We start from the raw sequence: 18,941 nt of genomic DNA, 5'->3' as shown, positions 1-18,941 counted from the left end.
TGTCGGCCACACTCCTGAATCGGACTGTCTTTCACTCCCTCTCTCCACTACATTCCCTTGCTCATTTAGCATCTGATATGGAGTCATCAGTGAATAAGGCCCCCTCTTTAATTGCCGCTATCGTCCTCGGACTGGGGATTAGCGCCTGTGGTTATTTTGTTGGCGATGGTGTTAAACATTTAAAAACCAATAACCGTTATGTAAATGTGCGTGGGCTTTCTGAAAAAGAAGTTCGCGCAGATACGGCAGAATTAACAATTGCGATTAACTTTAAGGGTAATATTCCCGGCGAACTGTTCCCGAAACTGGAAGACGCGCAGAAAAAAATTGTTGCCGAACTCAATGCTCAGGGGATTAACGAGAAAGAGATAACCCTGGGCCAATGGACAAGCAAGCGAACAGATTCCTTTTATCTGAAAGATGATCCCACAATGCCACGCTATAACGCAGACGGGTCAGTGACGATAAAAACCCATAATGTTGCTGCTGTCGAAAAAGTCGTCGCGAAATTAAACGAACTGCAAGTCGCTACGGAGGGCGCTATCGCTGAGAGCAAAGTCGCCTATCGCTTTAATGGTATTGGCGCACTGCGCGCTGAGATGATTGCCGCCGCCACCAAAGATGCACGCAACGCAGCATTACAATTTGCAACGGACTCAGGTAGCCAGGTGGGGTCAATTAGCGATGCCTCACAAGGCGTGTTCCAGATCTTCGCCAGTGGCAGTGATGAAGATGATCCTACGGCGATTAATAAAACGGTACGCGTAGTCACCACCGTAACCTATGCATTGCAGGATTAACCACTTTTCTCCGGCGGGACACTAATCCCTCCGTTCTGCCGGACTTTTCTCATATCCACAGAGTATCCAGGTGCGCTCGCTGCCCCTCACGTATATACTTTTGCTCTTTCGATATCATTCATATCAATATCATGCAAAAGAAATCAATTTACGTCGCCTACACGGGCGGGACCATCGGGATGCAGCGTTCCGAGCAGGGTTATATTCCGGTGTCAGGTCATCTACAACGCCAACTGGCGCTGATGCCAGAATTCCATCGCCCGGAGATGCCAGATTTCACCATTCATGAATATACGCCGCTGATGGACTCTTCAGATATGACGCCAGAAGACTGGCAGCATATTGCTGAAGATATTAAAGCGCATTATGACGACTATGATGGTTTTGTCATTCTGCACGGCACCGACACGATGGCGTATACCGCCTCTGCGCTGTCGTTCATGCTCGAGAATCTCGGTAAACCGGTCATTGTGACAGGGTCACAAATCCCGCTGGCTGAGTTACGCTCTGACGGACAAATTAATCTGCTGAATGCGTTGTACGTTGCGGCGAATTATCCTATCAACGAAGTAACTCTCTTTTTTAATAATCGACTTTATCGTGGCAACCGTACCACCAAAGCCCATGCCGATGGTTTTGATGCGTTTGCCTCTCCAAACCTTCCTCCGTTACTGGAAGCAGGTATCCATATTCGTCGTTTGAATACGCCCCCCGCCCCGCACGGTGAAGGGGAATTGATCGTTCATCCAATCACCCCACAACCGATTGGCGTAGTGACGATTTATCCGGGGATTTCTGCTGACGTCGTGCGCAATTTTCTGCGCCAACCGGTGAAAGCATTGATTCTGCGCTCATATGGCGTGGGTAATGCGCCACAAAACAAAGCCTTCCTGCAAGAATTACAAGAAGCCAGCGATCGCGGAATTGTGGTAGTCAACCTGACACAATGTATGTCCGGTAAAGTGAACATGGGGGGTTATGCCACCGGTAACGCCCTCGCCCATGCCGGCGTTATTGGCGGTGCAGATATGACTGTAGAAGCCACGCTAACCAAACTGCATTACCTGCTTAGCCAGGAACTGGATACTGAAACCATTCGCAAGGCCATGAGCCAAAACCTGCGCGGCGAACTGACGCCGGATGATTAAGGAGACTGCAATGCCCCCTCGCGCCCTGTTACTGGTCGATTTACAAAATGATTTCTGTGCTGGTGGCGCGCTCGCCGTGCCGGAAGGTGACAGTACGGTGGATGTCGCTAACCGCCTGATTGACTGGTGCCAGTCGCGCGGTGAAGCGGTTATCGCCAGTCAAGACTGGCACCCGGCGATTCACGGCAGTTTTGCCAGTCAGCACGGTGTAGAGCCTTATACGCCAGGCCAACTCGACGGTTTGCCACAAACCTTCTGGCCAGATCACTGTGTGCAGAACAGTGAAGGCGCACAATTACATCCGTTACTGAACCAAAAAGCGATCGCAGCGGTGTTCCATAAAGGCGAAAATCCTTTAGTTGACAGTTACAGTGCCTTTTTTGATAACGGCCGTCGGCAGAAAACCACGCTCGATGACTGGTTACGCGATCATGAAATCGATGAATTGATCATTATGGGCCTGGCTACTGACTATTGCGTGAAGTTTACCGTGCTGGACGCGTTACAGTTAGGTTATAAGGTTAATGTGATTACCGATGGTTGTCGTGGCGTGAATATCCAGCCACAGGACAGTGCGCACGCGTTTATGGAGATGTCAGCAGCTGGGGCAACGCTATATACGCTGGCAGACTGGGAAGAGACGCAGGAGTAATTTTATGCTGGCCTACAATTCTGTACTGCCATTGTAGGCCAGATAAAACACGTCAGTGGTACATCTGGCAATTGACGCCATCAACGAAAGATTTAATTCACCTCAGAAATCTCTTCCAGCGACACCTTCCGCGTTTCGATGCCAAAAATGGAGAGAACCAGCGCGCAGAGCACTAACATCACACCAAGCACAATAAACACCGTGATTGACCCATAATGTGTTAATAATGCCGCAACGCCATAGGGCGTGAAGACTGCGACGATCCGTCCGACGGCATTAACGAAACCCGAACCACGCAAGCGTAAATGCGTTGGCCAAAGTTCCGGTATATAAACCGCCGACGCGAAGCAAACATACATGTACAAAAAGAAGATCATCACCAGGCCATAGATTAAAATCGCCCACTCTGTAGTCTGAATTGAATAGATATAGCCTAACACGGCAATAATAATAAGTAAGGCGGAGCCAAATAATCGACGAGGAAAATGATCAATAATTAATGCCGCAATAAATATACCTACCGGAGCGCCAATCATAATAACAGCAGTCATTAATATTGATTTATCAACATCAATGCCGGAGTTAACAAATATGGTCGGTATCCATACGGTGATGGTATAAAGTGAAATGTTCATTGCAATTAAAACAGTAATCGCGACTAATGTACGTCGTAACATTTCCCCTTTAAACAGCAGCCAGAAAGTACCATTGATTACGTTAGCCTTGCTGTTGCTCTGATTCAAAGTAAGCGGGGGTAAACGAACACTCTTCTCTCTTTCAATTTGCTGCTCTACTTCACGAAGTTGGCTTTCGGCACCTGCGATTTGTCCTTTCCCCGCCAACCATCGAGGCGACTCAATAAAGTATTTACCTGAGAGAAACCAGGCTAACAGTATGCCAATACCACCCAGCAGAAACATTATCCGCCAACTAAAAAAAGCGATAACCACCACGCCTATCGCCGCAGACAGCATGGGCGACCAGTTACCGACAAATGACAGCCGCGCGGACCATTTTCCACGCACCGTCGCGGGGATAAACTCCGTAAACGAAGCATAGCCAACCATAATCAGCGCCCCCATTCCTGTGCCCATCAGGAAGCGAAAGAAAATGAGCCAGTACATATCAGGGACAAAAGCGGCCCCTGTTGCCGCAATACCGACGATGAGAAGATTTATGCGAAAAGCCCTGCGCCGCCCAAAATAATCACCGATGAACCCACCGGTAAGAGAGCCGATGAAATAACCAAACATTAATGCCGAGGTAAAGGCGGCATTGAGGAAATTATTTGACCATCCATTGCTTACCAGCTTTGCTAAAACAACATTGCCTGAATAACTCAAAAAACCCGTTAATAACAGACTAAAGCTTATAATACCAAATATACGATAATGAAACCGGGCCAAAGGCAAGCGGTCCAGTCTTGCGCCAATTTGATCATATTGTTCCATTAGGTGCCTCGGATTTGCTAAAAAGGTAGCAATTGCGGCAAATTCACTTGCCGCATCTTTATCATCATTTTATTTTCCAGGCGCAGGAACAAATAATATTGACAACGTGTGCTTAAATTACCACACCAGCTGGATATTATTGTCTTTGCAAAATGCTATCCACTCTGCACCCGGTGATTTATCAGTTATTATGTAATTAATATGACTAAAGTCAGCTAACTGGACAAAAGCTTTGCGATCAAACTTAGAGTGATCAACCAATAACGCAACTTCTGTCGCCTGACGGATCATTGTCTTTTTGATTTCAGCTTCCGCTTCGTTAGAGTCCAGCGCGCCGCTGTTAATATCAAGACCTTTACAACTCATTACCATGATATCGACATGGTAGCGGCTGATGATCTCTTTAGTAATTCTTCCTTGCAGGGAAAGTGTATTTTTGTTTAGTTCCCCCCCCGTTGAAACGACTTTAATTTCTGATTGAGCCAGAACATGAATCGCTTCCGCCGAGTTAGTTAGCAACGTCAGGTCACTACGGTCCTGCAACAATTTGAGCAATTCCATAACGGTACTACTGGAATCGGCTGCCATAGTGGTTTTATTGTCGATAAAGGGTAGCGCCTTGCGTGCAATAAGCTGCTTCTCTTCATAAAACGATGAAGCGCGCTTATAAAAATGGATATTCTCCGTCAACATCGCTGTATTTAAAACAGCACCACCATAGGTTCTGGTCAAAAAGCCTTCATCTTCCAGCTTCTCAAGATCGCGGCGAATGGTTTCCTCGGTTACCTGAAAAATCCCACTCAAATTTGAGACTGTCACCTTTTTATCGTTGGCAACCATTTGCTTAATTGCCTGAATCCTGTCTTTTGCCGCCACGATTACACCCCTGTATCTTTTTACATCACATTAGCGAGATTATCGCATAACCGATGTTTACTTTCAAAATAACCCGTTTGAATCACAGATTTTAATCACAGTTTTCACAGAAACAGAGGTGAATCATGTTGAGTATTTAACGCTCCAGAGCCTCTGCCATTTCCCTCATCAATGTTGCGTCTGCATCCGATAAGTTGATATTCAGTGCCGCGACATTTTCACGTACCTGTTCCGGCGCAGTAGCCCCACTAAGAATGGAGATTAAATCACTCTGTTTTAATATCCACGCCAGTGCCAGAGTGGGAATTGTGCACTGATAACGAGCACAGAGTGGCTGCCACTGTTCAAGCATATCAATCACTTTCAGCATGTTTTCACGCTGGAACCAGACTTTATTTGCCCGAGCGCCGCCCGGAACGTAATCACGAGTGATGGTACCGGTCAACAATCCCTGCTCTAGCGGGGAATAAACCTGTACCACAATGCCATTATCACGACATAGCGGCAGCAGTTCGCTTTCCATTGCCCGGTCGAGGATACTGTATTTCGCCTGAATAATATCCAGTTCACCATATTGCAGATACTCGCGGATATGGTCAGCATCGACGTTAGCAGCGCCTATAGCGCGAATTTTCCCTTCGGCCTTTAACTCATTGAGCACTGCGACAGTTTCAGCTATCGGCGTAAAAAATGGTGGCACCGACTGCCAGTGCGTCATGTAGATATCGATGTAATCAATACCCAGACGTTGCAAGCTGGCTTCTACCTCTTCGCGGATAGATTCCGGGGAAAGGTTTTTATACAACTGCCGATCGCCAACTTTGTTGAATAAACTCCCTTTTCGTTCCCAGACAATGCCGCATTTGGTTTCTACTACAACCTGTTCACGGGGCAGTTTTTTTAACGCCTGACCGACGATAACCTCACTATTGCCAAAGTTATATCCTGGCGCAGTATCAATCAGGTTAATGCCGCAACGATGGGCTTCAAGAATCGTATCAATACATATTTGTCGATCGAGATCGCCATTCCATGCAGGACCGCCGCCAATGGCCCATGTCCCCAACCCCATTCGCGAAAGCGTTATATCCGTTGTGCCTAAAGGTATCTTTTTCATTTGCCTTCATTATCCTTCGTATTCTTCCAGCAATTGTTCGACCAGCTTTCTGTTTTTTACACCGGTGGTGGCACCGACGCTTAGAACCGAGATAGCCGCCGTTGCATTGGCAAAGCGTGCGCATTCACGCAGATTTTTGTCTTCTAACAGAGCCGCTATAAAGCCAGAAGCAAAGTTATCGCCTGCGCCAATAGTGTCGATGGCGGTTATTCCTGCGACCGCCGGCACCTTCATCGTCATGTCACCACGCTTGATAAAGCAGCCGTCTTTACCCGTTTTAATCACCACCGTTTTTACGCCGCACGCAAGAAAGCAGTCAGCAATTTCATCCAGTGTCTCTTTCCCAGTGAGTAATTTTGCCTCGGCAAAATTAGGAAATAGATAATCGACATAACTCAATGCTTCGCAAATATCATCCAGCGTTTCATTCAACCGCGGTTTGATCATATCGGCACAGATAATCATCTGCCGGGCTTTAGCTTGCGTAAAAATTTCTGTTAGCGCTTTACCATCCAATAGAGGACTGTTGAAAATACTGGCCAGAGATAATAATTTCGCCTGAGAAAACCGCGAAAAATCAACATCGTCAATATTCAATTTCCACAGACTGCCGTTACGGTTTGTGACAAACGTCCGCTCGCCATCCTCCGTCACCAGTCCAACGTTAATAGAGGTATCTATGCTGACGTCCTGCTTCAGGCTTTGAATATCAATATTCTCTTTGCGGCAATGGTCGAGAATAAATTGCCCGGCGGCATCTTTACCAATACGACTCATTAATGCTGTGCGATGGCCCAGACGAGAAATAATTGTTGCTTCATTTATTGCATCACCCCCGGTGGTCATTACGATTCTTTCAAGAGGATAAGAATCCACATCAAAGATATTTTTACTGACCGGTTGCAATGGAATATCAACAATAGCGGCACCTATACAAATAACGTCGAGATTATCCATATCATTATTCCGCTTTGCCATCAGAACCGAACAGTTTAATTTTTTCCAATGCCCGTTCTTTTACAGCTTTACGTACTTCACGTTCTAAATGCAGGAAAGGCTGATCCTGGTTTTCTTTCACTGCTACCATTGCGGCCTGACAGAGCTCCGTATGAATGTTGATTTTCGCGATACCCAACGAAATTGCAGTTTTAATGTCGGTATCACTGATCCCCGATGCGCCGTGCAAAACCAGCGGAACAGAAACGGCATCGCGTACGCGTTTGACGACCTCAAAGTTCAATTGTGGCTCTGACGTATAAACCCCATGCTGGTTGCCGATGGCGACAGCCAATGAGTCACAGCCCGTACGTTCAACAAATTCAGCCGCCTGGTCAGGATCGGTATAGTGATAGCCCGCCAGCGCTTCTTCATAAACGGTTTCATTACCGACATGCCCTAATTCTGCCTCTACCGGAATACCCAGCGGATGGAAGAAATCAACAGCCTCTTTGGTTAAACGAATATTTTCTTCGAAATCAAATGCGGAAGCATCACGCATTAATGAATTCATACCATGAGTCCAGGCGTTATGAATAATTTCCATACTCCGACCATGATCCCAATGAGTTATTACCGGCACCGTTGCTTTTTTTGCCATTGATACCATCATGTGAGAGAAATCTTCAAATGAGGTGTTCCCGACAAAACCTGTACCAAAAGAAATAATAACCGGTGATTTCGCTTCTTCGGCTGCGTCGATAACGCCCATCAACATTTCTGCATTCCATACGTTAAAATGGGCAATTGCATAATGTTTATTTGTGGCATCGTTTTCCCAATATCTGATATCTGCGAGCATATTCTGTTCTCCCGTATTAATTAATCGCTAATTTTAATAACGCCTTTAATAATGTCGCGTTTGTTGTTAACCGACTCTTCAAATGCCTGTTGTACATCCTGATAATCGTAAATATGTGTCACCATCGATTTCACATCGAATCGCCCTGAGGAAATAGCTTCAATCGTGACCGGATAACGATTGGCATAGCGGAATACTGTCTGGATAGTGACTTCGCGATTGATTTTGAGTAAATTGATTGCCGAATCGCCAGGTACAGTACCAACAATCATAATTTTACCGCCGCGCATTACCAGATAAGGTGCCTGTTTAACGGTGACCGCAGAACCCGCTGTTTCGAAAACAATATCTGCGCCCATTTCTTCGGTAAATTGCTGACAGCGTGCGATAGTGTCTTCTTTTGCGCCGTTGATAACCACTGTCGCGCCGAGCTGTTCCGCCATTGTCAGACGTTTTTCCAGTACATCAACGACGGCAATATCCGTAGCTCCCAGGCATTTGCATGCTTGCAACGTCATCAAACCAATACAACCCGCTCCCAGAATAATTATCTTCTTACCCGGTTTAACATCTGCCAGCATCGCGGCATGCATCCCGACTGCGGCAGGCTCCACCAGCGCCCCTTCCATCGTGTCCATATTGTCGGGCAGTTTGTAAGTAAAGCTCTCCGGATGACACAGATAGTGCGTTAATGCGCCGCGGTAGTTAGGTTGTGTCGCCATAAAATCAACGTCCGGGCAGATGTTATATTTGCCTTCCAGACAGTAACGACAGTGACCGCAAGGAACGCCAGGTTCGATATTTACTCGATCCCCCGCTTTAAATTTGCGCACACGGCTTCCCACAGCCACAACCGTCCCGGCGCATTCATGACCCAGGCCAATTTCTTGATTTGGGTCTTTAGGCGGAATAAACGGGCCTGATTCAAAACCATGTACATCTGAACCACAAATACCGACATATTCTACTTTAATCAAAACTTCATCTTCTTTAGGCACAGGTATTTCTGCTGAAATAATTTTCATTGTGCCCGGCACCTGCAATATTGCTTTTGAATTTCTCATTTTGAATCCACCAGTATTATTTATTGACTACTGCATCAATACTTAAACTTTCAACGGAGACACCTTTGGTTTCAATTCCAATGGTGGCGATAGCAATTGCGACAATAATTGAAACCGCCCCCAGAAGAATAAAGACTCCCGTTACGCCATAACTACTGAGCAGCACTGCAACGGCATAAGGTGCGGCAATACCACTGATTCGCCCTACTGCATTCGCCAGACCGGAGCCACGTAATTTGGCCTCTGTCGGCCAGATCTCAGGGACATACACTGCCGAGGCATAGCAAACGTACATATAGACGAAAGTAATCAGGAAGAAACCAATCAGCGTTATGAGCAACATACTGGTTTGCAGTGAATAGATATATCCGAGCACCGCAATCAGGATTAATAGCCCCACACCCATTGTTTTACGCGGAATTTTATCCATCACCAGCATGGCAATAAAAATACCAAATGGCGCGCCAAACATACTCATGGTATTTAAAACAATCGAGTCTTTTAAATTAATCCCCTGGGTCATGAATATCGTTGGCAACCAGTTAATTAGTGTGTACTGCACAACGTTCATGGCAATCAGCACACAAGAACCTAATATCACGCGTTTCAGTAATACTCCTGTCAGTAAGGCTGAATACGGCACCGCTTGTGGCGCTTTACCGTCATCAGCAATAACCACGGGCGGCAAAGGTTTACCCGTCTGGCGTATGACGCCTTCTTCTATACTCCGCATGACTTTCTCGGCTTCCTGATACCGTCCGCGCGATTCCAGCCAGCGCGGGGATTCAGGAAAGTAGCGCCAGGCCAGCGCCGTAGCGATAAGCGACAATATTGCAGGGATAAGCAGTTGTACTCGCCAGTTCCACTCTGCACTAATCAGTGGCGTGAGTCCCATCGCAATCAATGAACAGAGCGGATATGACCAGTTGCCAATAAAGGAAACCCGACTGGACCATGTTCCGCGATTTCTACCGGGCATATATTCGGTGAAACCAGCAAACAGCGTCACCAGTAAAGCTCCCAGCCCAACGCCCATCACAAAACGGCAGGCAATAAGGAAATCCATATTCGGTGAAAAAGCACCGACAACCATCGAGGCAATATGAATGGCCTCATAGAGGATGAACGCATTTCTGCGACCGGTTTTGTCACCGATGATGCCGCCAACCAGCGCACCGAGAAACATTCCGGCGGTCGTAATTGCTGAGAATGTGGCAGTGGTGGAATTATCTGTCCAGCCCAACTCTTTCAGCTGCGCGAGGATCAAGCCACCAACGGCATTACTCCAGCAGACAAGCAAGCCAAACGCGACGATGGCAAACATTGACGAATGCCAGCGGCAATCCGGTAAGCGATCCAGCCGTGCACCACAATGCGGTTTTGTTATCTGTTCCATGCGATAACGTTCCTTCAGGAGAGTAGTTATTCATCAAAGTCGTAAGTCATGATCACTTTGATTGCGGTTTTATCGACCATCGCATCAAACCCTTCGCGCCATTGCGACAGGCCGATACGATGCGTGATCATCGGTTTGACTTTGATAGCGCCGCTGGCTAATAGCCGGAGAGCGTTACGCCATGAGGTGGAGTCATAGGCCATATGCCCAATGATGCTTTTGTTCCAGGCGGTAATGTCATTAATCGAGAAATCAAGAGGCTTGAAGCCCATTCCAACGCGTACCACTTCCCCGTTCGGACGGAGCATTTCGATGGCTTGTTTAAGTGCGATATTGGCACCGGAGCATTCAATCACCAGTCCCAGATTGTCTTTACCACAAATTTGCTGGCAGCGCGCCACCACATCTTCGGTAGAACCATTTACTACAGCCGTCGCACCCAGTTCTTTTGCAACCGGGAAGCGGACCGCCACATCTTCTTGTAGACCAACGACGACGATATTTACCGCCCCCATAATCCGCGCCATTTGTACGGAGAACAGCCCGAGTGGGCCAGTGCCGATGACGACTACATCCTGACCAGGGAGGAATTTCGATTGCTGCGCGATGGATTTGTAGGCATTGCAGATAGGGTCAAGTACGGCTGCATCCTCATAATCAACACCATCAGGGATTTCCCACAACGCATGACGATGAATTTTGAGAATTTCACCAGGAACCAGACAATATTTGGAAAAACCACCGCCCCACGTATTGTTATCCAGACCAAGGTTTACTTTTTCTTTACAACACAGAAAATCACCTTGTTCACAGGCCGGACAAACGCCGCAAACGTGACCGCTGTTATCCGACACGACGCGTTGCCCCACTTTCCAGTCTTTGACTTTTTCACCAACCTGCGCAATACAACCTGCGAACTCATGGCCGCGGATAGAGTTAAACTCATCAGAACCGCTATCGACATTGTAGTGCTTCATGTCTGCGCCGCAGATTGCCGCAGCTTTAATTTCAATCACCACATCTTCCGGGCCACAAATGGGTTGTGGGACATCGATCATCTTGTAGCCGCCAAAGGCTTTGCCAAACCGAGCCAGTGCTTTCATTGCGTCATCCTCTGTGTTTTGTTTTGCTTAGATGGCCATCATACTTACCCACATGATTTTTGAGGTCAACATTAAATCTTTAAAACACAGATATTGATCTGTGTTTTACAACTCAGATCACAATTACGCAGAAAATGGCCGGGTCTGTTACAGGGTGATGGAAGGTGGAACGCAAAATGAGCAAATTTGAGAGGGATTACCGGCCAAATAGGTCTGAGACTTAAGTTCAGGAGAAGTCATTCAGGCGTGAACGCGACTGCAAGAGACCGGGCTGGGACTTAGCCAGGTCGGGGCGAGATAATTGAGATGAGTCGTGGGGTTATTGTTGGCTATCCCCTTTATAACCGGGGCAAAAAGGGGACAAACCACTTACTTAAACATGGCAATAGGCTTTGCTGAGATACCAAAATCTTCTTTTAACTGTTGTTTGCTCTTCATAACCATCTGACCATTTGTGTCAATTGTCATATGCTGAGCTTCGGTATTATGGCGGGCTTGCCAAAGCATCACCAATTGCAGGCAGTTCTCTTTTTGTTCCTCGGTCAGCGCAACACCATCGGGCCATTTTCCCAGTTCAACAGCAGTCGACAAACGCTGGTATACCTCAGGCGTCATGCTGTTGATAATGTCATCAAGATTCATAATTTTTCCGCTCCTGTGGAATAAGTTGCTGAATCGTTTTTTCAACCGTTGATTTCTTCGCCGTTTTCGCCATCGGTAAAGCGTAAAGAGGCTGAGTTAACACAATAACGTTCACCCGTTGGCTGCGGCCCGTCGGGGAAGACATGCCCCAGATGGGCATCACAGTTACCGCAACGAATTTCTATGCGCTGCATTCCATGTGACAAGTCTTTGATATAACGAATGGATTCTTCACTCACCGGTTCGTAGAAACTGGGCCAGCCACAGCCGGAATCATACTTGGTTTGGGAATGAAACAGCGGGGCATCGCAGATCAAACAGTGATATACGCCGTCACGCTTGTTATGCAGTAAACGACCCGTAAATGGCGGCTCTGTCCCATGATTCTGCGTCACGTAGAACTGCATCTCGGACAAATTTTTTTTCAGTTCTTCTGCCGAAGGTTTATTAGCCATTTGCTCACATCTCACTTTAATCGTGCTCACATTACGTGACTGATTCTAACAAAACATTAACACCAACTGGCAAAATTTTGTCCTAAACTTGATCTCGACGAAATGGCTGCACCTAAATCGTGATGAAAATCACATTTTTATCGTAATTGCCCTTTAAAATTCGGGGCGCCGACCCCATGTGGTCTCAAGCCCAAAGGAAGAGTGAGGCGAGTCAGTCGCATAATGCTTAGGCACAGGATTGATTTGTCGCAATGATTGACACGATTCCGCTTGACGCTGCGTAAGGTTTTTGTAATTTTACAGGCAACCTTTTATTCACTAACAAATAGCTGGTGGAATATATGACTATCAAAGTAGGTATCAACGGTTTTGGCCGTATCGGTCGCATTGTTTTCCGTGCTGCTCAGAAACGTTCTGACATCGAGATCGTTGCAATCAACGACCTGTTAGACGCTGATTACATGGCATACATGCTGAAATATGACTCCACTCACGGCCGTTTCGACGGTACCGTTGAAGTGAAAGACGGTCATCTGATCGTTAACGGTAAAAAAATCCGTGTTACCGCTGAACGTGATCCGGCTAACCTGAAATGGGACGAAGTTGGTGTTGACGTTGTCGCTGAAGCAACTGGTCTGTTCCTGACTGACGAAACTGCTCGTAAACACATCACCGCTGGTGCGAAAAAAGTGGTTATGACTGGTCCGTCTAAAGACAACACTCCGATGTTCGTTAAAGGCGCTAACTTCGACAAATATGCTGGTCAGGACATCGTTTCTAACGCTTCCTGCACCACCAACTGCCTGGCTCCGCTGGCTAAAGTTATCAATGATAACTTCGGCATCATCGAAGGTCTGATGACCACCGTTCACGCTACTACCGCTACTCAGAAAACCGTTGATGGCCCGTCTCACAAAGACTGGCGCGGTGGCCGCGGCGCTTCCCAGAACATCATCCCGTCCTCTACCGGTGCTGCTAAAGCTGTAGGTAAAGTACTGCCAGAACTGAATGGCAAACTGACTGGTATGGCGTTCCGCGTTCCGACCCCGAACGTATCCGTAGTTGACCTGACCGTTCGTCTGGAAAAAGCTGCAACTTACGAGCAGATCAAAGCTGCCGTTAAAGCTGCTGCTGAAGGCGAAATGAAAGGCGTTCTGGGCTACACCGAAGATGACGTAGTATCTACCGATTTCAACGGCGAAGTTTGCACTTCCGTGTTCGATGCTAAAGCGGGTATCGCTCTGAACGACAACTTCGTGAAACTGGTATCCTGGTACGACAACGAAACCGGTTACTCCAACAAAGTTCTGGACCTGATCGCTCACATCTCCAAATAAGTTGAGATGACTCTGTGATCTAAAAAGAGCGACTTCGGTCGCTCTTTTTTTTACCTGATAAAATGAAGTTAAAGGACTGCGTCATGATTAAGAAAATTTTTGCCCTTCCGGTCATCGAACAAATCTCCCCTGTCCTCTCCCGTCGTAAACTGGATGAACTGGACCTCATTGTGGTCGATCATCCCCAGGTAAAAGCCTCTTTTGCATTACAGGGCGCACACCTTCTCTCGTGGAAACCTGCGGGTGAAGAAGAAGTTCTGTGGTTGAGTAACAACACACCGTTCAAAAATGGCGTCGCCATTCGCGGTGGCATACCGGTTTGCTGGCCGTGGTTTGGTCCGGCTGCACAACAAGGTCTGCCTGCGCACGGTTTTGCCCGCAACCTGCCGTGGACGCTGAAATCACATCGTGAAGATGCTGATGGTGTAGCGCTGACTTTTGAATTGACACAAAGCGAAGAGACGAAAAAATTCTGGCCGCACGACTTTACGCTGTTAGCGCATTTCCACGTGGGTAAAACCTGTGAAATCGATCTTGAAGCACACGGCGAATTTGAAACTACCTCTGCTCTGCATACCTACTTTAACGTGGGTGATATCGCTAAGGTAAGCGTCAGTGGACTAGGCGATCGCTTCATTGATAAAGTAAATGACGCGAAAGAAGATGTACTGACCGACGGTATTCAGACCTTCCCTGACCGTACCGATCGCGTGTATCTGAATCCGCAAGATTGCAGCGTAATTAATGACGAAGCGCTGAATCGTATTATCGCCGTAGGCCACCAGCATCATCTGAACGTTGTAGGCTGGAACCCAGGACCGGCGCTTTCAGTTAGCATGGGCGATATGCCGGATGATGGCTACAAGACCTTTGTTTGTGTAGAAACGGCGTACGCTTCAGAAACGCAAAAAGTCACCAAAGAGAAACCTGCACATCTGGCGCAATCCATTCGCGTTGCGAAACGTTAATTTGCGTTAATATTGTGTGCCGGGTGCGATGCATCCGGCACGTATCAACATCACACCATATCCAGCGCAGTTTTTCCTTTTGGTGCCGGATACGCTTTATCTAGCATAACTAATTCCGCTGACGAAAGTTCAACCTCAAGCACAGCCGCATTTTGTTGGACATGTGCGACAGTTGCCGCTTTTGGAATCGCCATCACACCCTGATGGCTGATTACCCACGCCAACAATACTTGTGCCGCACTGATATTGTGAGCATGTGCAATTTCGTTGACTACCGCATTTTTTAACAGTCCATTGCGCAACCGCCCGGCCTGGGCTAATGGACTGTAAGCCATCACCGGCATCTGCTGTTTCTGGCACCAGGGAAGTAGATCGTACTCAATCCCTCGTGAACCGAGATGGTAAAGCACCTGATTAGTGGCACACTGATTTCCCCCCGGCAGCTGCCAGAGTTCCTGCATATCGGCATAATCAAGGTTAGAAACGCCCCAGCGGCGGATTTTTCCCTGGGCGATCAATTTTTCCATCGCTGCGACAGTCTCTTCGAGAGCGAAACTGCCAGACCAGTGTAATAAGTAGAGATCGAGATAATCAGTATTGAGACGGCGTAAACTGGCTTCGCATGCATTTATCGCTTTTTGCCCGCCAGCATTCCACGGATAGACTTTAGAGACGAGAAAGACGTTCTCACGCAAACCGATTAATGCTTCCCCAACCACTTTTTCGGCACCGCCATCGGCATACATTTCGGCGGTATCAATGAGGGTTAAACCGAGTTCAATGCCCGCGCGTAGTGCAGCAACTTCTGTTTTACGCTGACTGGCATCTTCGCCCATATACCATGTTCCCTGCCCTATGGCTGGCAGTGAGACATCGCCACTAAATTGAATCATTTTTTGTTGCATTGTTTCCTCCCAGGTATTGCACCACCGTAATGCAAAACAGGGCATTACGCCCTGTTTTTATGCACAAAATGCCCTGGAAAGATGCATTATCAGAATTTGTAGGTGATCCCGGTAGAAATCAGGCCAGTCCAGGATTTATCCACCATTGGGCTGTCCGTAACTTCATCAGACAGACGAGTGTAGCGTGCGGTGCCGTAAACACTCCAGTCGCCGAGGAAGTTGTAGCTGGCACTCAGCTCCAGGTAAGGGCTCCAGCTGTCATTCGGGTTATAGCCGCGCAGACCGCTGCGCGCAGATTCTTTACGCGATACGCCATAATAGTATTCGTTCTGGTTTTCGCTGTTCCACTGCACACCGATACCCGGGGTTATGGTCAGGCCGCCGTTGGTGTAACGATACAACCAGGCCATATCCCAGATGATGCCGTTGCTGTTATCCAGGGTATCGCCAGCCAGGGTGGTACGCAGGTAACCGTACTGGGTAAAGTGAGCATAAGACAGACCAGCCATCATGGTGCTCTTACGGTCATCCAGGTGACGCATGTGGTGATCGCCACTGTCTTTAGCTTTGAAGTAAAGCGGCGACCAGTAAGCGGTAATTGAAAGTTTATCCGTTGCGTCATTCCACAGGTAGTAACCACCACCTAAGCCACGGAACCAGAAGTTATCGCCTTCATAGTTGATTACCGGTACTGGGTAAACATCGGTATCGTAATCTTTATATGGGTGTTCAACGACACCTACGCCTGCGCCCAGGGAAAATTTACCTTCAGCGTGCGCTACGCCTGCAGACGTTGCGATAAGCACTCCAAGTGCCAGAAGTTTGAGTTTGGTCACAATTAATCATTCCTTAAACAAATGTTTAGCGGGCGACAAAGTTTACCCGTCAATACATCGAAACCCAACCTTTTTACGTTTTCATTTTTTAAAGTAACTGTTTAATTTTCCTGACGCAGATGACACCACGCTTACAGCCAAATGAATTACGCGTTACTGGCGACCCTGGTCTTTACATTAATTATGCAAATTTTATGGATGAGTTGTTGATATGCCATTGAAATTAAGAAAGCCGTGCAGGCAAGTTTTCCATTTGCCATCTACGCTTAATTTTGAAGGTGTATCACCGGGCACGTTGTTCTCATCGTCGATAAAATGGCATGAGAGTTGCTGTGTTTTAGCAAGAGACGTCGTTCAGTTTACCTCTTCCGGGAGCCTCTACTATTCATATGAACGGCTCTTAACCTGTGCTAAAAAACGAAAGGACGGCATACCATGAATATATTCGATCACTATCGCCAGCGATATGAAGCTGCCAAGGACGAAGAGTTCACACTGCAGGAGTTTCTTACCACTTGTCGGCAAGATCGCAGTGCTTATGCCAACGCGGCTGAGCGGCTATTGATGGCTATCGGTGAGCCTGTCATGGTCGATACAGCCCAGGAACCCAGACTTTCTCGACTCTTTTCTAACCGGGTCATTGCACGTTACCCGGCCTTTGAAGAGTTTTACGGCATGGAAGACGCGATTGAACAGATTGTCTCTTATCTGAAACACGCGGCTCAGGGGCTGGAGGAGAAGAAACAAATCCTGTATCTGCTGGGGCCTGTGGGTGGGGGTAAATCATCGCTTGCTGAGCGACTGAAATCATTAATGCAGCTCGTGCCGATCTATGTATTAAGCGCTAACGGTGAGCGGAGCCCGGTCAACGATCATCCGTTCTGTCTTTTCAATCCGCAGGAAGATGCGCAGATTCTGGAAAAAGAGTATGGCATTCCTCGACGCTATCTTGGCACCATCATGTCGCCGTGGGCAGCAAAACGCCTGCATGAATTTGGTGGCGATATTACTAAGTTCCGGGTGGTAAAGGTCTGGCCGTCAATTCTGCAACAAATTGCTATCGCCAAAACGGAACCTGGCGATGAGAACAACCAGGACATCTCAGCGCTGGTAGGGAAAGTCGATATCCGTAAACTCGAACACTATGCGCAGAACGATCCGGACGCCTACGGATATTCTGGTGCACTGTGCCGCGCCAACCAGGGGATCATGGAGTTTGTCGAGATGTTTAAAGCACCGATTAAAGTGCTGCATCCCCTGTTAACCGCCACTCAGGAAGGTAACTACAACGGGACGGAAGGTATCTCCGCCCTGCCGTTTAACGGGATTATTCTCGCCCATTCGAACGAATCCGAATGGGTCACTTTCCGTAATAACAAGAACAACGAAGCCTTCCTCGATCGTGTTTATATCGTGAAGGTGCCATATTGCTTGCGTATTTCCGAAGAGATCAAAATCTACGAGAAATTGCTTAATCACAGTGAACTGACTCACGCCCCCTGCGCACCTGGCACGCTGGAAACGCTGTCTCGTTTTTCCATTCTTTCGCGTCTGAAAGAGCCGGAAAACTCCAGCATTTATTCGAAGATGCGGGTTTATGATGGCGAAAGTCTGAAAGACACCGATCCGAAAGCCAAGTCGTATCAGGAATATCGTGACTACGCAGGCGTTGATGAAGGGATGAACGGTCTGTCCACGCGTTTTGCGTTTAAGATCCTCTCTCGCGTGTTCAACTTCGACCACGTGGAAGTGGCAGCAAACCCTGTTCATCTGTTCTACGTCCTGGAACAGCAGATCGAGCGCGAGCAGTTCCCTCAGGAGCAGGCTGAGCGTTATCTCGAGTTCCTGAAAGGTTACTTGATTCCGAAATATGCCGAGTTTATCGGTAAAGAGATTCAGACTGCGTATCTTGAATCCTATTCTGAATATGGACAAAACATTTTTGACCGTTATGTCACGTATGCAGATTTCTGGATTCAGGATCAGGAGTATCGCGACCCGGATACCGGGCAGCTATTTGACCGCGAATCTCTCAACGCTGAGCTGGAGAAAATTGAGAAACCGGCGGGGATCAGTAATCCAAAAGATTTCCGCAACGAGATTGTCAACTTCGTACTGCGCGCCAGAGCGAATAACAGCGGACGCAATCCGAACTGGACCAGCTATGAAAAACTGCGCACGGTTATTGAGAAGAAAATGTTCTCTAATACCGAGGAGCTGTTGCCGGTTATTTCGTTTAACGCCAAAACGTCAACCGACGAGCAGAAGAAACACGACGATTTTGTCGACCGTATGATGGAAAAAGGCTACACCCGTAAACAGGTGCGTTTACTGTGCGAATGGTATTTGCGCGTACGTAAATCGTCTTAACAACCATGGCCCGGTACGCATGC

The 18,941-nt window shown here is 47.6% G+C and carries 18 protein-coding genes; 6 read left to right on the top strand and 12 right to left on the bottom strand.

What is annotated here, in order from left to right; translation table 11 throughout:
* The first annotated feature begins 89 nt into the window (after window positions 1-89).
* The 3 genes from HEN33_RS01620 (at window position 90) to pncA (ending at window position 2,600) form a co-directional block, all read left to right on the top strand.
* Window positions 90-800: an SIMPL domain-containing protein gene (locus HEN33_RS01620; protein WP_001030438.1), complete on the top strand. Its 711-nt coding sequence runs from the start codon at window positions 90-92 to the stop codon at window positions 798-800.
* Between the two features lie 131 nt (window positions 801-931).
* Window positions 932-1,948 (top strand): asparaginase, encoded by a 1,017-nt coding sequence (ansA, locus tag HEN33_RS01615; protein WP_001170162.1) that lies wholly within the window; start codon window positions 932-934, stop codon window positions 1,946-1,948.
* A 10-nt stretch (window positions 1,949-1,958) separates the two neighbouring features.
* Window positions 1,959-2,600 (top strand): bifunctional nicotinamidase/pyrazinamidase, encoded by a 642-nt coding sequence (pncA, locus tag HEN33_RS01610; protein WP_176263754.1) that lies wholly within the window; start codon window positions 1,959-1,961, stop codon window positions 2,598-2,600.
* Window positions 2,601-2,692: 92 nt separating this feature from the next.
* Here the strand turns inward: pncA and HEN33_RS01605 are convergent, their stop codons facing one another.
* From HEN33_RS01605 to msrB, 10 genes are all read right to left on the bottom strand, one after another.
* On the bottom strand, window positions 2,693-4,051 hold the full coding sequence (locus tag HEN33_RS01605) for an MFS transporter (RefSeq protein WP_000438819.1): 1,359 nt from the start codon (window positions 4,049-4,051) through the stop codon (window positions 2,693-2,695).
* Window positions 4,052-4,168: 117 nt separating this feature from the next.
* Entirely contained in the window at window positions 4,169-4,927 is a 759-nt protein-coding gene (locus HEN33_RS01600; protein WP_000719088.1) for a DeoR/GlpR family DNA-binding transcription regulator, read from the bottom strand.
* A 136-nt stretch (window positions 4,928-5,063) separates the two neighbouring features.
* Complete coding sequence (gene ydjG, locus HEN33_RS01595) at window positions 5,064-6,044, bottom strand: NADH-dependent methylglyoxal reductase (protein ID WP_000723727.1); 981 nt, start codon at window positions 6,042-6,044, stop codon at window positions 5,064-5,066.
* Between the two features lie 9 nt (window positions 6,045-6,053).
* Window positions 6,054-7,001, bottom strand: a complete 948-nt coding sequence (locus HEN33_RS01590) for a carbohydrate kinase family protein (protein WP_176263755.1) — start codon at window positions 6,999-7,001, stop codon at window positions 6,054-6,056.
* Window positions 7,002-7,005: 4 nt separating this feature from the next.
* The gene (locus HEN33_RS01585; protein WP_000878883.1) at window positions 7,006-7,842 is read right to left on the bottom strand and encodes a ketose-bisphosphate aldolase; all 837 of its coding nucleotides are present in this window, start codon (window positions 7,840-7,842) and stop codon (window positions 7,006-7,008) included.
* A gap of 20 nt (window positions 7,843-7,862) precedes the next feature.
* A complete protein-coding gene (locus HEN33_RS01580; protein WP_176263756.1) occupies window positions 7,863-8,906 on the bottom strand; it encodes an NAD(P)-dependent alcohol dehydrogenase in 1,044 nt (347 codons plus the stop codon).
* 16 nt (window positions 8,907-8,922) lie between these two features.
* On the bottom strand, window positions 8,923-10,302 hold the full coding sequence (locus HEN33_RS01575) for an MFS transporter (protein ID WP_000435312.1): 1,380 nt from the start codon (window positions 10,300-10,302) through the stop codon (window positions 8,923-8,925).
* 26 nt (window positions 10,303-10,328) lie between these two features.
* Window positions 10,329-11,405, bottom strand: coding sequence for a zinc-binding dehydrogenase (locus HEN33_RS01570; RefSeq protein ID WP_176263757.1), 1,077 nt, complete (start codon window positions 11,403-11,405; stop codon window positions 10,329-10,331).
* Window positions 11,406-11,774: 369 nt separating this feature from the next.
* Window positions 11,775-12,047 carry a YeaC family protein gene (locus HEN33_RS01565; protein WP_001046790.1) on the bottom strand — a complete coding sequence of 91 codons (273 nt, stop codon included), beginning with the start codon at window positions 12,045-12,047 and terminating at the stop codon, window positions 11,775-11,777.
* 41 nt (window positions 12,048-12,088) lie between these two features.
* The gene (gene msrB / locus HEN33_RS01560; protein WP_001284618.1) at window positions 12,089-12,502 is read right to left on the bottom strand and encodes a peptide-methionine (R)-S-oxide reductase MsrB; all 414 of its coding nucleotides are present in this window, start codon (window positions 12,500-12,502) and stop codon (window positions 12,089-12,091) included.
* A gap of 341 nt (window positions 12,503-12,843) precedes the next feature.
* Between msrB and gapA the strand changes: the two genes are divergently transcribed.
* Both gapA and HEN33_RS01550 read left to right on the top strand, forming a co-directional pair.
* Window positions 12,844-13,839: a glyceraldehyde-3-phosphate dehydrogenase gene (gene gapA, locus HEN33_RS01555; protein WP_000153502.1), complete on the top strand. Its 996-nt coding sequence runs from the start codon at window positions 12,844-12,846 to the stop codon at window positions 13,837-13,839.
* An 83-nt stretch (window positions 13,840-13,922) separates the two neighbouring features.
* Window positions 13,923-14,807 carry a D-hexose-6-phosphate mutarotase gene (locus HEN33_RS01550; RefSeq protein WP_001296124.1) on the top strand — a complete coding sequence of 295 codons (885 nt, stop codon included), beginning with the start codon at window positions 13,923-13,925 and terminating at the stop codon, window positions 14,805-14,807.
* A 50-nt stretch (window positions 14,808-14,857) separates the two neighbouring features.
* Here the strand turns inward: HEN33_RS01550 and yeaE are convergent, their stop codons facing one another.
* Together yeaE and mipA are read right to left on the bottom strand one after the other, a co-directional pair.
* On the bottom strand, window positions 14,858-15,712 hold the full coding sequence (gene yeaE / locus HEN33_RS01545; RefSeq protein WP_001296125.1) for a methylglyoxal reductase YeaE: 855 nt from the start codon (window positions 15,710-15,712) through the stop codon (window positions 14,858-14,860).
* Window positions 15,713-15,801: 89 nt separating this feature from the next.
* Entirely contained in the window at window positions 15,802-16,548 is a 747-nt protein-coding gene (gene mipA, locus HEN33_RS01540) for a scaffolding protein MipA (RefSeq protein WP_176263758.1), read from the bottom strand.
* A 435-nt stretch (window positions 16,549-16,983) separates the two neighbouring features.
* Between mipA and yeaG the strand changes: the two genes are divergently transcribed.
* Window positions 16,984-18,918 carry a protein kinase YeaG gene (yeaG, locus tag HEN33_RS01535; protein ID WP_001019882.1) on the top strand — a complete coding sequence of 645 codons (1,935 nt, stop codon included), beginning with the start codon at window positions 16,984-16,986 and terminating at the stop codon, window positions 18,916-18,918.
* The last annotated feature ends 23 nt before the right edge of the window (window positions 18,919-18,941 follow it).

Source organism: Escherichia sp. 94.0001, from assembly GCF_013369155.2.
Classification (GTDB): domain Bacteria; phylum Pseudomonadota; class Gammaproteobacteria; order Enterobacterales; family Enterobacteriaceae; genus Escherichia; species Escherichia coli_F.
The sequence above is the reverse complement of the archived record's forward strand: the minus strand, read 5'-3'. Positions and strand labels throughout refer to the sequence as shown.